Source organism: Psychromonas sp. psych-6C06 (assembly GCF_002835465.1).
In the GTDB taxonomy this organism is placed as follows: Bacteria; Pseudomonadota; Gammaproteobacteria; order Enterobacterales; family Psychromonadaceae; genus Psychromonas.
In genome coordinates, this window is the sequence record NZ_PIZM01000008.1 from 156863 (window position 1) to 173763 (window position 16901).

Here is a 16901-nt window from a genome sequence, read left to right on the forward strand (position 1 = left end):
GTTAATTAGAAACTTGCTGAATCAGTGAACCACTGAAAAAGCATTCAATATCGATAGCTACGCCAAAACTAATTAATTTGGCCACCGCACGTGCATAGGTCAACTGATCATCGGTGCCTTTGGCATTCACGGGCACGGTCAAATGTGCCTGTTCACGGCCTTTTAAAATCTTATCGGTCCAACTCGAAAGTGATCGTCCTGCGCCCATCTCAATAAATACCTGTGCCTGTTTATCCGCCAAAGCATCAATTAAACGCGGAAAATCAACGCGCTCACAGAGACATTTTGCAATGCTCACTGCAATCGCCTTTTGGTGTTGCGGAATCGGTAAGTAACAGGAGCTAGATATCATCTTGGTGCTAATACGCTCAGTCACTGGCATGTTATACAGCGCAAGCATATTGTCATACTCTTGATAAGCAGGCTCACTGTGAATGGCATTGGCCATATTAAGTGGCATTGCACGTACACCAAGGCGTTCGATCACTTGTAAACAATCCGCAGGAAAACCACCAATCACTAATGAATCGGGTGTATTGACAATGGTAATATAAACTCGCTCTGCAGGCTTAATGGCCGCATTCACTTGCTCTACACTGCCTTTAATGGTGTAGGTTTCCCATATTTGTTCAAACTCACCGTCGTTAATATCTGGCAAATCCCAAAGCTTGCGAATCGCGCGAAGTTCACTGGAAAGTTGATGATTAAAGGTATCGGAGTTCGCCAAACGTTCACTCATTAAGCCCGGATTATGCCAACAACCAAGCGCGGCAAACATGCTCACCTCTCCCATGCTGTAGCCACTGGCAAAATCAGCGTTAAGCTTAAAGACTTGTTCAAATATTTTAGTAAATACACAGGCGTAGCCGACACCACACTCAGCGATATTAGCTAAGCTATTACGTAGCTCAAGATCGCGTTGTTTTAGTGTTTTAAAATCTAATGCCAGCACTGATCGCGGGTTTAATAATTCATCTTTTAACGACGCACTAATATCATCAGCCAAGCCAATGACGTGTGGATATATTGCTGGAAAAAGATGAAAAAGATCACGCCCAAGCCCAACATAAGTTGCACCGATGCCAGGATAAAGAAAGGCCGTTTTGGCGTTTTTATTCGGCACACTGCTAAAATAACTTCCCTTGGGTGTTTTCCAATCACCCTCATCGATAAAAGCTTGTTTAATGCCATTTAAGGCCAGTTTTATTTCGCGTGTTAACTCATCCCATGATTGGGCGATGAATACAGCATGATAATTAAAATTGCCCTGTTTAAAGATTTGATAACACTGTTTAGCTTTATCTTTAAATTCACATTGTGGGTCATTAGTCTCCGCGCTTAATGCTTCTACACGTTGCAATAAGGTTTTTTGATCATCAGCCCCAACAATAAACAGTGCTTGTTTGCCATGAGACATAAAACCATTTGCGTGCACTGATTGTCTGTCTTCGGCGTGTAAAACAACATGACTGTATGTTTGATCTGTTAACAAGCTATAGGCATAAGTTCGTGCATTTCCCCTGTTGGTAAACACTGGTGCGGCTTGATTAAACAGGTAAAAAGGCGCGCTTAACCACTTATCTAACAACGCTGTCTGTGGTGATTGCCAATCCTTAATAGCAGGACGATAGCGCTGTTGTAAGGCAATAACAGTGTGGATCAACCCCATAAGCTGCGAAACCATACCCGCCTCACCAAGCACACTTTTATGACAACTCACTGCGGTGGTTAATGTTTTACAAGGTGTGTGATTGCACGATTCACTATAAGCGGTCAGTAATGCCTGTTGCTCAAAATCACACAACTGTTTATTTATACAGGACGAGACTTCAACACCACTAATCTGATCACCAGTAAGCCCCGCTTTATTTAAGGAGTCTTTAATCACCGTTGCCATATTGGCATGGGTGCTAGTGCAACTATTATTGATGCTGGCGTAAACATAACTCTGCTGTTGCTGCGCAAACTTAGCACTGCTAAGTAATAAACAACTACTACCCTGTAACGAGGCATAACCGTTAAAACTGCTATCAAAACTGATACTGGCGTTATCGACATTCGTGACAGCAGTATTAAGTGAAGCGCTAATAATCAACACCGCAACATCATCGCAACAGATAATCTGTTCGCTACGCAACAGTGCATCGCTGAGTGAATGAACAGACTCATAACTAAAGTGAGCCTGTGTAGCCCCTTCTGTCTGTTCAACACTCTCTTTCTCTTGTACAACTAAAACAGCAACCTGTTTAGCGGATAACTGATTTGCTAAGAGAACTGGGGTGGCACAGCGTTTACATAGCTCAGAGTAACTACCCGTTAAGGGCGTTGAGTTACTGAGCGCATCACCATAATACAAACTCGCTTCAACGTGATCGATACTGTGTAGATCATTATAGATCGCGTTAAAACCGATCACCGACAGCACAGTTTGCATCACTTTTACTGTCATTATTTAGCCACTTTTAAAAAGAGATCATTCAAGCTTTCACTCGCCGTCACCTGTGCACCAGTTACCTTTGCAAGGATAACCTTTTGTGCATCAATCAGGCTTACATCAGCAATGACTTTTTTATTGCGTTTGTTAGCGGTCACCTTTAACTGCAAATAAAATGGCTGATCTACTGGTACTTCCCGATAAACCGTCCACTGCAATGTAGCCGTTGGTAAACTACCAAGGCCTAATTGTTGTCGAACCCATACCAGTAACGCTTGATAAACCAGATCATTAGCAAAAACATTATTCAGGGTAATATCAAACTCACCCTGTTGTTGCTGTACTGAACTTGGGATCAAGCAAGACAGTAATAACCCCTCTTCATCACAGTAATTAACGGCGTTTATACCCTGTAAGGTTTCACCATGAAATAGCGTGCCGTCTTCATATAAACAATGTGATTCAGTAACAAGTTCTGGCAGCTTTGAAGCATACAGTGGCGAAGTCGACCTTGTTTTTGACAGTGTTAAGGTTGCTGCGTAGTGAAAGGTGGTTTTATCCCCCTGTTCACTGGCAATTTTAACTTCCACCTTAAGTTGTTCATTACTCTCTTCAAGTAAGTTAAGGTCAATCGCATAATCACTTGCCTGAGTGCCATCAAAGATGATGCCTTTAAACAGTTTATAGTTACTTAACCCCTGATAATGATAATCAGGGTAAGTTGCTGTGACCGCCTCGACCATCCATGCAATAGCGCAAACCGTTGGAAACACCGCGTTATCACCAATTTGATGATCACTGAAAAAAGGATTGTTAGCCGTTAAAAGATGCTTAGTTAAACGACTAACTTGTGGCTTTTTTACAGCACTCTCCTGTGTATCAGCTTCACCGCCCATATCATTGCCCACTAAAATTTGTGCACAACGATTACTATCGGCCGCTAATTCACTAACCAATAACTGTGCCCCTGCATCTAAGGGAATGATGTACACACCACGATCATTAAACATACGTTTAAGTGCAGGTGTAACCATGCCACCATCCCAAGGACCCCAATTAAAACTTAACACTTGAGCAGAAGGATTAAGGGCCTTAAAGCGGTATGCTGTTTTATTTAGGATATCATTGGCCATCGCATAATCGGACTGACCAAGGTTTCCGTAGAAACCAGCCGCCGATGAAAACAAAACCAGGTGTTTGATATTTGCTTGCTCAGTGCAGCTTAATAGCGACAATAATCCCTCGATTTTAGTGTTATAAACCGCTTCCAATTCACTTAAGGATTTTTGCTCGATTAATTTATCCGCTAATACGCCTGCGCCATGAATTAGCCCAGTAATACCTCCCCACAGATCCGTGATGGGTGATACCGCATCTTGAACGCTTTGACTATTGGTCACGTCGGCACTCACATATTGCGCCAAGCCACCAGCAGCCTCAATTGCCAGTAAGGTTTGTGTGATCTCGCGATTGGCAATGATGGGTTTGATGAAATTCGTCACTGCAATAGGCGTTGGCTTTTCGCCCGATGCGATCAAGTGCTGCATCGCAGCTTTTTTCAGTTCACCTTCATCGCTAATACCCTGCGCCCAACTTGGCTCATTGTCATCATATTGAGAGCGACCTAATAAGATAAATTTAGATTGGTAAGTTTTCGCTAAACGGATCACACAATGCGCGGTAACGCCTTTTGCCCCACCACTAACTAAAAACAGTGAGTTTTCATCGATGCTATTACCCGCCTGAAGCGCGTAACTGTCAGTTTGCTCAGCGATAAGTGTTAGGCGACCATTTGTATTAAAGCCGATTTCTACTGGCGATGCTTGTGTTGCGTTTAACTCATCAAATACAATGTTTGCCACTTTATCGGCACCAAACTTACTGGCGACATCAATCGCACGACAGAATACTGATGGCCACTCATGGCTGAGTGTTTTCACTAATCCCGTTAAACCAGTTTGTACTAAATCACTGTTTAACTCGTTATTGTCAACTCCAAAAGCGCCACCTTGGCGTGTTAACACTAAAAACGATGAACGGGCATCACTATTATTTGTTTCATTACTTGCAAGGCCGGTTAGCTTGGCAAGTAAAAATGCAAGTTGTAAACCTTGTTGACTAGATTGCGGATATTCGATGCCATCAATCGCCGTTTTACCTTGCAGATAAATCACCGCATGCCAAACATTTTGTGTGGCTAAAATGGCAACTAACTCTTTCTCATCAAGTTGTTCAAGTGCAACACGATTGATCGCCTTAGAAAACGTTTTAGAGGTTGTACTCTCTACCCAAGCTGGAGTTAATACAGTCACAGCCCAGCCCTGTTGATTTAGTTTTTCAGCAAGACGTACTGCGCTTCCTTCCCCATCGTCGACCAATAATAGGTTTTCGCCATTTAAACTTTTAACGTCTGTTTCAACGGCATCAAGATGTTTAACGACAACTATACTGCTTGGCGCTGGGGTAAAATCATTATTGATTTCACTCACTACTGGTGTTTCAGTTGATGTTGTTGCAGCTTGCTCAATATTTGCCTTAACTGGCATCGCACCGCTAGCTTTCTCTTTCATGTAAGCCACGATTTCACCTAAAGTGCGAAGCTCAGCTAAATCCTCTGGATTTAACTCAGGTAGATCAGTGATTTCATCTTGCACCGAGCCTAAAATTTCAACACGTTTGATTGAATCGATCCCTAAATCCGCTTCCATATCCATGTTAAGCTCTAGCATCTCCGTTGGGTAACCAGTTTTATCGGCAACCACGGTCATCATTACGGTTTGGATTTTATCTAAATCAATTGCAGTCGCTGCTGGTGTTAGCGTTGGCGCAGTTTGCATCGCACCACTGGCTTTCTCTTTCATGTAAGCCACAATTTCACCTAAGGTGCGAAGCTCGGCTAAATCCTCTGGATTTAACTCTGGAAGATCGGTGATTTCATCTTGTACTGCTCCCAAGATCTCAACACGTTTGATCGAATCGATCCCTAAATCCGCTTCCATGTCCATGCTAAGTTCTAGCATCTCCGTTGGGTAACCCGTTTTATCGGCAACAACTGACATCATCACGGTTTGGATTTTATCTAAATCGATTGCAGTCGCTACAGGTGCTGGAGTTAGCGTTGCCCCTGTTGGCGAAGTTTGCATAGCACCGCTAGCTTTCTCTTTCATGTAAGCGACGATTTCACCTAAGGTGCGAAGCTCGGCTAAATCCTCTGGATTTAACTCTGGAAGATCGGTGATTTCATCTTGTACTGCTCCCAAGATCTCAACACGTTTGATTGAATCGATCCCTAAATCGGCTTCCATATCCATGCTCAGTTCAAGCATCTCCGTTGGATAACCGGTTTTATCGGCAACCACGGTCATCATCACATTTTGGATTTTATCTAAATCAATTGAAGCCGCGGTTTGTGGTGCTATTGGTGATATTGGTGCAGTCGCTTGAGCTAACACCGGTGAAGCAACCTCTGCTTTAGATTGCATATAGCTAACAATTTCACCTAGCGTACGAAGCTCAGCTAAATCCTCTGGATTTAACTCTGGAAGATCGGTGATTTCATCTTGTACCGCGCCCAGAATCTCAACGCGTTTGATTGAATCGATACCTAAATCGGCTTCCATATCCATGCTAAGCTCAAGCATCTCCGTTGGGTAACCGGTTTTATCGGCAACCACGGTCATCATCACGGTTTGGATTTTATCTAAATCGATTGAAGCCGCGGTTTGTGGTGCTATTGGTGATATTGGTGCAGCCGCTTGAACTAACACCGGTGAAGCAACCTCTGCTTTTGATTGCATATAGTTAACAATTTCACCTAAGGTACGAAGCTCAGCTAAATCCTCTGGATTTAACTCAGGAAGATCGGTGATTTCATCTTGCACCGCGCCCAGAATCTCAACGCGTTTGATTGAATCGATACCTAAATCGGCTTCCATATCCATGCTAAGCTCTAGCATCTCCGTTGGATAACCGGTTTTATCGGCCACAACTTCCATCATCACATTTTGGATTTTATCTAAATCAATTGAAGCCGTGCTTTGTGATGCTATTGGAGCAGTCGCTTGAACTAACACCGGTGAAGCAACCTCTGCTTTAGATTGCATATAGTTAACAATTTCACCTAAGGTACGAAGCTCGGCTAAATCCTCTGGATTTAACTCAGGTAGATCTGATATTTCATCTTGCACCGCGCCTAGAATTTCAACGCGTTTAATTGAATCGATCCCTAAATCGGCTTCCATGTCCATGCTAAGCTCTAGCATCTCCGTTGGATAACCGGTTTTATCGGCCACAACTTTCATCATCACATTTTGGATTTTATCTAAATCGATTGCAGCCGTGCTTTGTGGTGCTATTGGTGATATTGGTGCAGCCGCTTGAGCTAACACCGGTGAAGCAACCTCTGCTTTAGATTGCATATAACTGACAATTTCACCTAAGGTGCGAAGCTCAGCTAAATCCTCTGGATTTAACTCAGGAAGATCAGATACTTCATCTTGCACCGCGCCCAGAATCTCAACGCGTTTAATTGAATCGATCCCTAAATCGGCTTCCATGTCCATGCTCAGTTCAAGCATCTCCGTTGGATAACCGGTTTTATCGGCCACAACTTCCATCATCACATTTTGGATTTTATCTACATTAACGGCCGGTGTAGGTGTTACCTTTGTAGTAACAGGGACAACTTCAACGGTTGCTTGTGATTGCATCGACTGTTGCTTCACTGGCTGTGCAACTTGCACAGGCTCAGCAGTTTTAACTGCAGTTTTCGGCTCAATATTACCAGTAACTTGAGGTTGTACCGCATGGCTAGGTGGCGTTGTTGCAGTAACAGTTGTAGTAACATCAGCAGAGAGGCCATCAAGCATCTTACTCATGTTTTCTGTTTGACTGTTTAAATAAGTTTCATGAACACGCAATGTTTCCGACTGGAAATCATGGTACATGCTCAGTGTTTTATCTAACCCTGACGGTAACTGTGTTTCACCCGTTTGCGCAGCTAATACTTCTTGGAATGTTTTGGCGTACTCCTGAGGCCCCTGCATATAAGCTTGATGCACATCGAGTAACTGTGATTGATGATTGACAAAATTTTCGACACTACGCTCAATCGCATTAGCCGTTTCGACAGCGTTAGGTTGGTTTGAACCCTGAGGTTGGCCAGCACTTTTATCTACATAAACGATTTTTTCAACTTCGACGATCTTCTCAACGATCACCTCTTTAATCACCTCTTTGACCTGTGCAGGTGCGCTGTTAGTAATGGTCCAATCATCGTTTAACGCTTCATCAAATGCTTTTTTAGTTTTCGGGCTCACATAAGCGGCACCTGTTAACTTCATCGCTAGTGGTGATTTTTTCGGTGCGACTAACGGGCGTTGCTGCGCTGAGTAGGGGTCAATGTTGTCAAGTTGTATGCCTAATACAGCCATCTCAACGGCAGCTAAACGTAGTTGCTGATCGGCTGATTTTTTCGCATTCGCATTGATTGCAATGCTGATAACATCACTTTTATCTTGCAAAATGTTATCCACTAAACGTGTTAGTACGTTTTTAGGGCCAAACTCAACAAAAATACGTCCACCCGCATCATAAAGGTTTTCTATCTGCTCATTAAAATGTACTGACTGTAAAATATGGTTTTTCAGTGCAGCTTGGATTTCAACGCCATTATTTGGATGTGCCTTCGCAGTACCATTAGCAAACACAGGAATAGTAGGCGAATTAAATTCAACCGTATCAATCGCATCGGCAAACGGCTTTTGTGCATGCCCCACTAACTCGGTATGGAAAGCTGCTGAAACTGGCAACTTAACCACTTTGTAACCCTTGTTTTGTAACTGCTCAACCGCCACTTCAACTTGTGCGGTCACACCCGCAATCACAACCTGATTATTGGAGTTGTAATTAGCAATCGAAACGCCTTCAATCGCTTCAATATCTTTAGCAACATCATTTGGCGCACCAACAACAGCAGCCATAGTACCTGCATCGAAGTTTTCATCTTCAGGCGCAGCCATTGCAGCACCTCGGCTACGTGCAAGCGAAAGGTAATCTTGCTCAGCAAGAACGCCCGCGGCCCACAGTGCAGTTAACTCACCGAAACTATGTCCTGCAGCAAAGTCCGCTTTTAGGCCCGCTTGTTTAAAAATATTAAACAAACCAGCACTAAAGGTGCCGATAGCCGGTTGTGCATGCTGCGTTAAACGTAACTGTGTTTCTTGATCTTTTCGTTGATCAGCAGAGAAAACAGGGATCGGGAAAACCGTTGCAGATAATTGCGCTTGGTTTTTATCAGTAAACTGTTTGTCCATTGCTGCGCTGGTGGCAAGCATATCAGGGAAGTTACAAGTTAAATCGCGTCCCATATTGACATATTGCGAGCCTTGTCCAGAAAACAGCGCAACGACTTTGCCCTGTGTCTCGAGCCCTGTTTCACGGTAATAGATACCCGTTGGTTTGCTCCACGCTTTAGCATCAGAAGCTAAAGCTTTAATAATCTGCTCAATAGCCTTGATCGCTTGTTGCGCATTTTTTGCCACAAAACCGCAACGTGCTAATTCGGCATGCGGCGTTTTAAATGGATTTTCTGCTAATAAACTATTAAATGCATAAGCTTGTAGATCTGCCTCTACTGACAGGTTTGATAGATATTGCGTTAATCGCGATTGTAATGATGATTTATCCTTCGCGCTGATAACAACGGTTTGTGCAACTTCATTCAGACGATAAGCTTCGCTGTGCGTCGCTTTGTACTCTTCTAAAACAAAGTGGAAGTTAGTACCACCAAAGCCAAATGAACTGATACCTGCACGGCGTTTAACACCATCGGCACGTGGCATCCAAGGACGTGTTTCGTTATTCACATACAGTGGTGTATTTTCTATCTCTAAATTAGGATTAGGTTTATCAACATTAATCGTTGCCGGTAATACCTTGTGATGCAGTGCAAGTGCGGCTTTAATCAGACCCGCTGTGCCTGCAGCGGCTTTTGTATGACCCACCTGTGACTTGACTGAGCCTAATGCAATATGTTGTTTTTGTTCGTTATTTTCACTAAAGAGCGTATTTAAACCACTAAACTCGGCAGCATCACCGGCTTTAGTTCCCGTACCATGCGCTTCGATTAAACCACAGGTTAACGGATCAAAACCCGCATCTTGGTAAGCACGTTTAAGCGCTTTCACTTGACCCGATGGACGCGGTGCATAGATTGATTTAAAGCGACCATCGGAAGAGCTACCGATACCTTTGATAAGCGCATAGATTTTATCGCCATCACGCTCTGCATCTTCAAGACGCTTTAAGGCAATCATGCCAACACCTTCACCGATCATCATCCCCTTTGAGTTTTCATCAAAAGGACGAATATCATCACCATCGGTAAATGCAGGTGTTTTCGCAAAAGACATGTACATAAACGGCGAGTTATCACAACAAACGCCACCAGAAATCATCATCTCTGAACGATGCTCTAGCAGGTCTGAAACCGCCATTTTGATGGCAGCCAGTGATCCAGCACAGGCTGCATCTACGACGCAGTTTGTACCACCAAAATCAAAACGGTTAGCGATACGACCGGCAATCACATTACCTAACATCCCCGGAAATGAGTTTTCTTCCCATGGAATAAATGCTTTTTTGTATTTGTCGATAATCACCTGACGATCGCTTTCACTCACCCCTGAGGCTTTAAGCACTTTATCAAGTACAGGCCCCTGTAAACGAGAGGTTAACGGGCCAATCTGTTTTTGTCCGCCACCAACACCTAAGGTAATACCGATTTTATCGCGATCATAAGCATTTTCATCGCTAATACCCGCATCGGCTAACACATCACGCGCCACAACCAGCGACATCAACTGAGTAATATCGGTTAACTCTAAAATATTAGGTGGTAAGCCAAACTCCATTGGGTCAAAGTCGATTTCAGGCAAGAAACCACCACGTTTACAATAGGTTTTATCAGCAGCTTTTTTATCACTAGAGTAATAATCATCAATCGCCCAACGATCTTCAGGCACATCTTGAATGCCATTCACGGACTCAACAATATTGTCCCAGAATTGGTCTAGGTTTTTCGTCTCGGCAAATACCGACGCCATACCAACAATGGCGATAGGACAATCTTGAAGTCGAGAATTCAATTTTTTATCTTGCTCTGTTTCAATGACATCAAGATGTTGTTCGTTAGACATGTTGTTACTCCAATTAAGATTTGCTTGCATTTTCAGTTAAATTTTCATCATTAGACTTATCTTCTAATAACCGAAAACGACTTAAAAATTCGTTATAATTTTTTACCAGCACACGGCGAATAGGAAACGGTGCTTGGCTTAATACATGGCGAAGGTAGCGCCCTGCGGCTTGATAATCATCATCACTATAAAGGTCGACATAAACCCACTGGCTATTGAGGTCGTGTGCCATTAATAGCGAGGTTTTGCTGTTCGGGCCTGCAGCTAATATCTCTGGTAATTTAATCAAATACACTTGTATGACATCTAGCGTCGTTAAACGCTCAGTGGGCGCATCCCCCATCTGCTCACGCATCTGATTTAAAAAATCGCTCATCGCCTGTGGCGACACCACCGAATTAATCACCTCGTGAGACAAGCTTTCTTCGATGGCCACCTGCGCATAACTTGCATCTAATGTCGATTCATCAAAGTCTTGCATCTCCGACAAACGTGATACACCGTGACGTTTTAAACAGCGCTGTAATCCAGCGCGTGAAGCATTGGGGTTGATATACGTTTTGCAGACATTGAGTAACTCATCTAACGATAACTTAAGTCGCAGTCGCAACTGCACCACCGCATATTGCTGTGCTTCACTTAGCGTTGTGTTGAGTTGTTTAGGAAGATGAGAAATATCGTCGGTAGAACTGCGTTTGCGCCACTTTCTCACCGTAGATTCAGAAACTTTAAGTAAACGAGCAAGGACTGCGGTCGCGAGGTCTGACTCGTGGATAAATGCGCGCATCTCGGGTGTAGTGGTTGCATTCTTATGTACATTTTTAGGTTGTTTGGGCATTCAAACTCAGCTGTATTAAGTTAATCGCACTCATGAATGAAGCAATATACACAGGTATCACACCCTACACAATCACCCGATACTTTTATTTTTGTTTTATTTATCAACAAACTGTTTTTTAATTTTAATAACTAAAAAGCAAAAAAAAGGCGAACCATAATGGGTTCGCCTTAAACACTCGGGTCTGTTGAACAACAGTTTAAACTGCAAAGATTTACAATCCCTACGATTAATGATTATTTAATCGTGATCATGGTCAAATGCATCGGTGAAAGTAGCCAGTACAAGTTCACTTGGGTTGTAATCATCTTCATTGCCTGCAATATAGCGTAGATGTTCCCAACCCAGTGTAAACGCTAAGTACAAACGTTTAACACGTTTGTTGCGCAGGCGTTTATCGTTAATTAGCTGACTTCCCGTGTAACCTTGTAGCTCCTCAATAATATTTACAAAGCGTAACCAACGTTTGCGCTTTGTATCGTTGTCAATACTGTCGCCAACGGCTAAATAAAAGGCTTCAAGTGCCGACCAAAAACGTGCATCTGTTTCATGATGATTCAGCTTTCTAGCCACTTTGATCGCCTGCGTAAAGGTGAGCGCAGTGACGCCCTCTTTATCGAGATAAGCCTGTAACTGCACTTTAAGAAAATCAAAGCCCGCTTGTAATAGCAGATCTTCACATAATTGTTCTGGGTTATTAATGCTTTGTTGAATAAAGGTATCAAATTCTTGGTTCATCTAAACTCCTGATCTCGAGGCTAAGTAATAACTAAAGTAATATTAGTGCTAACGATAATGCTACCTATCTTAATCTGCTTAATCACAATTTGCTAAACTTATCTAGAATAACCTTTAGCGATTAAATTTTGTTCAGAAAAACACAGCAGTAGCGACTTTGAACCACTAAGATAGCGTCGTTATTTAGTGTTTTTTTTATTATTCACTAAACAGGCAATACGATCACTTAACCAGCTCTCAAATTTCCAATTTTTGATAAACGCGCAGTGTCCACCATACTGTTGCAGTTCAATATTTATCCATGCTGAAGGAAATAACTGCTGATGTTGCTCGACCGGAATAATCGGATCATCGACAGCACTGATAATAGTCGTTGGTAACGCCACATCAGACAACGCATCACCTAGAATCGAGTAGGCTTCAAAGTAATCGTTGGTGCTTTTAAACTCGGTATAATCGATAACAAAAAAATCGTTCATCTGATCTAAGGTAGTTAATTTAGCTAACGCTTCGCCATAATCAAAGTGGTTATGATGTTGTAGCTTTTTAAATAATGAGCGTTTCCATTTTTTTACAAAATACTTTTCGTAAACCGGAAAGCCATTATTTAACCTATCCATCGTGGTCGGCGGGTGTAATAACGGGCAAATGGCTATCACTTGATTAAGCGCTATGTTTTGCTGTTTGGCAATGTTAGCCACACGCAAACAAAAATTTCCCCCTAGCGAGTAACCACATAACAGATTATGCGCCCCTCCAAATTGTGCACACAGTGATTTAACCGCTTCTGCAACCTCTTGCAATCGCGTTGAATTAAATAACGCTTTATTGAGATGATGCGTGTCACCATGATCGCGTAAATTAAGTCGCGCAACATCATAACCTTCGTCTAGTAAGCGCTGCCCCGTTGCGAGCATATACAGTGAATCAGCACTGCCCTCCCAGCCGTGAACAATAATTGCTAAGCCTTTTGCTGGCTGTTTCGCTTTGGAAAGGTAACTGAGTAAGGTAACACCCTGAGGACTGGTTAAAAGCTGTGGCTGTGCACTGTTAAGTAACCGCTTTGCACGACGTTTCTCGAGTAATTTCCGCGGTCCGGTACTCGAAAGAATCGATTGTAGATGATGATTTTTCAAGCCCCAAGCAGGTTTAAAAGCGTTCATGTGGCCTTTAGCGTTATCAAAACATAACAATAAGACTATTACCTAACAAAGGTAATAGTCAATAAACTCGCGCTATGCTTACGCATTAACCGCAATAGCAGCCATTTTCATAGTACTTTCAAAGGATTCTGCGCCCGCAATAAACAATCCATTATGGCAGAACATCGCATCATCAAGCCCAGTAACTGCTTGTAAGGCTTCACCATTTAAACCCGCCCAAGGTTGCGGTAATGATTTTCTGTCTTCAAATGAGCCAAGCTCTGCAGGTACGGTTTGAATACGCCATTGCCCTGTTTGTGAAGGATAAACCACATAAAGCGCCTCTGGTGCTAACGAATGTACCGTTCTTTTCCAAGGGGTATATTGCTGTAGCACAATGACGCGCGGATCATCCGCTTTTTCAATCGCCTCAGCCACAATCGCCTTAGCACTTAAACCACCATTTGCAGAAGCAATAAAACGTGCCAACACGCGTGATGCAAAGCTAACGGCTTCATTAAAACAAGCATCAAAATCACCGGTTTCTTGCCAAGTTGGATTAAACATTGAGATAGTATGGCTAAGGCTAATTCCTGTTGTAACACCAGCCGTATGCCCACAGTCGATAGCATCGATGGTAGAAACTAAACCAGCATCGACCGATTTTGCTAACTCTTCATCGCCCTCACAAATTTGTACGCCATAGTGTTTCCAAATAAGGCCAAATGAAGAGTATGGAATGCCATCTTCACGCTCACCCGCCCCACCACGTTGGTGATGATCAAAACGCCCTGCCAGAGCATCGTATTCACCACCCACATCTAAGACGATATCCGCTTCTTGGATTATAGCGTTATCGCGTGTGCGCACTAAATTGAAAGTAGGGAAAACACATTTAAGCGCGGCGACGCTGAAAACATCATCAGCATGGAAATTACCATCGTGGGTTACTATCGTTTTATCATTCATCTGCATTATCATTTTTATAAGGGGAAGAAACGGCAACATTGTGGCCTAAAAGCACCTGCATCAACAGGCGCAATAGCAATGGAATGTAATAAATGAACAACGATTACACAGGAAAATTAACACTAACCAGGCGCGAATTTCAGGGGAGAGTTTATCTCACTTCAAAACGCAACCTATGCAGGGAAATTTTAACCGGCAAAGCGACTCACTTTTCAATTCCTTTCTATAGGCAACACAAAACCAATATGACGCGCAGTCTATCGTAAGCTAGCAAACAACGCTAGTTAGCCAAGCCGAGTTAAAAATAAAATCGAAGTACAGAGGCATGTTTATATTGAACAACGAAACAGTGTGTCGGTTCACCATTATCAAAAGTCGCCTACAAGCAGAAACCTCTGCTTTGTGAGTTTCATGACAGGCAGGAATTGACCACAGAGGTCGCAGAGCACTTCGCTTTCACAGAGGACGAAGGTAAACAATCGTTGAAACCCAAAATTTGACCACAGAGGTCACAGAGCGCTTCGCTTTCACAGAGGAATATTTATAAACAAATCCAATTGGGCACACCCCAACTTCGTATCATCGATTTTAACTATTGGAGTTTCGTCAAAAAGGTTCGGATGTCCTCGATCAGCTATGTAAGAGTTGCGGATGAAACTCTCCCACCAGTGAGCTTTGCACTACAGGTAGCGCTTTTTTATCAAACACAGCTAACGGGAAAAAACGTTGAGGGCTTTTCATATAAACATCCTTGTTACATATTTTAGGGCAATAACTTTTCTGCCTTATTTCCGAAATAAGGCAGATTTTGTTACGTTTAGATATTAGTTTTGTTTATCTAGTTGATGTAAAAAGCAGGTTAGCAAAATTACTATAGATCCCATTAGCAACTGCAAACCACATAGTCCCATCTTCAATACGATCAACTCCCTCATCTACCACAGTAACAAAGCCTTTATAACCTTCACCAACATGGTCACATAGAGTATTTTCTGTCACAGTAAAGTCAATATTATAAATATTGACAGTAGGCTCAGGGATAGTCAGTTGCCCACTTAAACGACAACGGTTAAAATCTCCCACGAAACCTTTTAACATCGTAGGAGTTTCTGGAAATTGTCTTAATCTATATTTGTTGTTTTTATCTTGATTCAGAGTATTTGTCTTACCATACCAAAGCGATTCATCATTAAGTAGGCGAGGGTAAGTTGCATCTTTTTGGTATTCAGCATCACGAGAGGTATCAAAAGTAAGTACCCCTTGACCATAGTTTTGAGTCGGACCAGCAAGAGTAACCGTAAATGAGACTTGATTTTCTATCACACCTGAAGCATCAACTGTTTCTGTAAAAAGACCATCTTTATAAACATCTACTTCAGCGAAAAAAGTTTGCCCTTCATAACTTAAAATACGACCGTCATATAGTACATTTTCACCTGTCAAGGCTGCTAGCGTATCAAATAACATAAAGTGTTCGTTATGGATAATGGCTTGAGTAGCCACTAAGTTTGTGGTCTCTCCATTTACACTCCCAGTCCCTTCAAACAATCCACTTGGCTCAGCGCTTCGAGTCGTGATTTTAAAGTTCTCTGTCGCTGAACCAATCGTTAGCGATGCGTTAATCAGAGTAGCAATTTTGTCTGACGAAGTAGCACGTAAAGTAACAAATTGACCGTCATTGATCTTACCTGCGATAGCAGTATAAGCACCACCATCAACCGAATATTCTCCGCCAATAACACTGATTGGCACTTCAACATTAATGCCCGAAACGGTGATGCTATCTGAAACGATTTCAGTCGCTAAGAACACATCATTTTTTGGTGCAAAAGTAAAGGGGGCAGGGGTGATATCCCCCTGCACAATCACTTTACGTTCAACACTGGTTTTATTACCCGCTTCATCACTAGCACTGTACGTTAAGGTATAAGTATCAGGTGAAACACCGACAATCCCCGAAAAAGTCACCGCCACCGCGCCATCGACATCATCTAACGCTGTTGCACCGGGCTCGTTAAATATGACTTTATCAGCAAGTGTCATCGGATTATCACCCACGAGCGTTATCACTGGCGCAGTGCTATCTTTTTTTGCAACAGGTGTGCTTGGAGTAGCATCTGAACCACCACCGCCACCACCACAACCAGCGAGTGCGGTTAAACTTAAGACAAGCGCCGTTAATGGCGCTTTTTTAGTAAAGACGATTGATGAAACAGTCATATAACTTCCTTGTAACAATAAGAATTTAAATTGATTGGCATTAACTAACGTAACAGCATGAATAAAATGACAAATTTATAGGCAGGAATTTATCAAATTTGAACATAAATTTATATCAAAATATCTAAAAGTCGATCTTCTTTACACTTTATTTGTTTTAAAGCAGATAAAGTGAAGAAATAAACAATAAAATCATAAACATAAAAATAAATAGTTAGGCGATTTGTCACGTTACTGTCACGAATTCGGACTAGCCTATCAATACGACTGGGTATTACTGCAAGGGGAATAGAAATGAATGTATTTCAATCACTATCATTATTAGCATTATTACAACTGCTGGCTTTAATATCTTCGGGGAT

General features: G+C 42.4%; 7 protein-coding genes. All 7 read right to left on the bottom strand.

Going from position 1 to position 16901, the window contains the following annotated elements; all coding sequences use genetic code 11:
- Position 1: 1 nt before the first annotated feature.
- The 7 genes from CW745_RS12485 to CW745_RS12515 all read right to left on the bottom strand — a co-directional run bounded on the left by CW745_RS12485 (position 2) and on the right by CW745_RS12515 (position 16539).
- Positions 2–2449: a PfaB family protein gene (locus CW745_RS12485; protein ID WP_193755602.1), complete on the bottom strand. Its 2448-nt coding sequence runs from the start codon at positions 2447–2449 to the stop codon at positions 2–4.
- Positions 2449–10632 carry a type I polyketide synthase gene (locus CW745_RS12490; RefSeq protein ID WP_238596812.1) on the bottom strand — a complete coding sequence of 2728 codons (8184 nt, stop codon included), beginning with the start codon at positions 10630–10632 and terminating at the stop codon, positions 2449–2451. Before CW745_RS12490 ends, CW745_RS12485 begins: the two co-directional genes overlap by 1 nt.
- A gap of 13 nt (positions 10633–10645) precedes the next feature.
- On the bottom strand, positions 10646–11470 hold the full coding sequence (locus tag CW745_RS12495; RefSeq protein WP_101109016.1) for a helix-turn-helix domain-containing protein: 825 nt from the start codon (positions 11468–11470) through the stop codon (positions 10646–10648).
- A gap of 240 nt (positions 11471–11710) precedes the next feature.
- Entirely contained in the window at positions 11711–12208 is a 498-nt protein-coding gene (locus tag CW745_RS12500) for a hypothetical protein (protein WP_101109017.1), read from the bottom strand.
- A 179-nt stretch (positions 12209–12387) separates the two neighbouring features.
- Positions 12388–13371: an alpha/beta fold hydrolase gene (locus CW745_RS12505; protein ID WP_101109049.1), complete on the bottom strand. Its 984-nt coding sequence runs from the start codon at positions 13369–13371 to the stop codon at positions 12388–12390.
- Positions 13372–13449: 78 nt separating this feature from the next.
- Complete coding sequence (locus tag CW745_RS12510) at positions 13450–14319, bottom strand: MYG1 family protein (RefSeq protein WP_101109018.1); 870 nt, start codon at positions 14317–14319, stop codon at positions 13450–13452.
- A gap of 834 nt (positions 14320–15153) precedes the next feature.
- Positions 15154–16539, bottom strand: coding sequence for an immunoglobulin-like domain-containing protein (locus CW745_RS12515; RefSeq protein ID WP_101109019.1), 1386 nt, complete (start codon positions 16537–16539; stop codon positions 15154–15156).
- Positions 16540–16901 lie beyond the last annotated feature (362 nt).

Bases quoted from the DNA above. Each gene is read 5' to 3' on its own strand.
- CW745_RS12485 (WP_193755602.1), bottom strand. From the start codon at position 2,449: ATGACAGTAAAAGTGATGCAAACTGTGCTGTCGGTGATCGGTTTTAAC.
- CW745_RS12490 (WP_238596812.1), bottom strand. From the start codon at position 10,632: ATGTCTAACGAACAACATCTTGATGTCATTGAAACAGAGCAAGATAAA.
- CW745_RS12495 (WP_101109016.1), bottom strand. From the start codon at position 11,470: ATGCCCAAACAACCTAAAAATGTACATAAGAATGCAACCACTACACCC.
- CW745_RS12500 (WP_101109017.1), bottom strand. From the start codon at position 12,208: ATGAACCAAGAATTTGATACCTTTATTCAACAAAGCATTAATAACCCA.
- CW745_RS12505 (WP_101109049.1), bottom strand. From the start codon at position 13,371: ATGAACGCTTTTAAACCTGCTTGGGGCTTGAAAAATCATCATCTACAA.
- CW745_RS12510 (WP_101109018.1), bottom strand. From the start codon at position 14,319: ATGAATGATAAAACGATAGTAACCCACGATGGTAATTTCCATGCTGAT.
- CW745_RS12515 (WP_101109019.1), bottom strand. From the start codon at position 16,539: ATGACTGTTTCATCAATCGTCTTTACTAAAAAAGCGCCATTAACGGCG.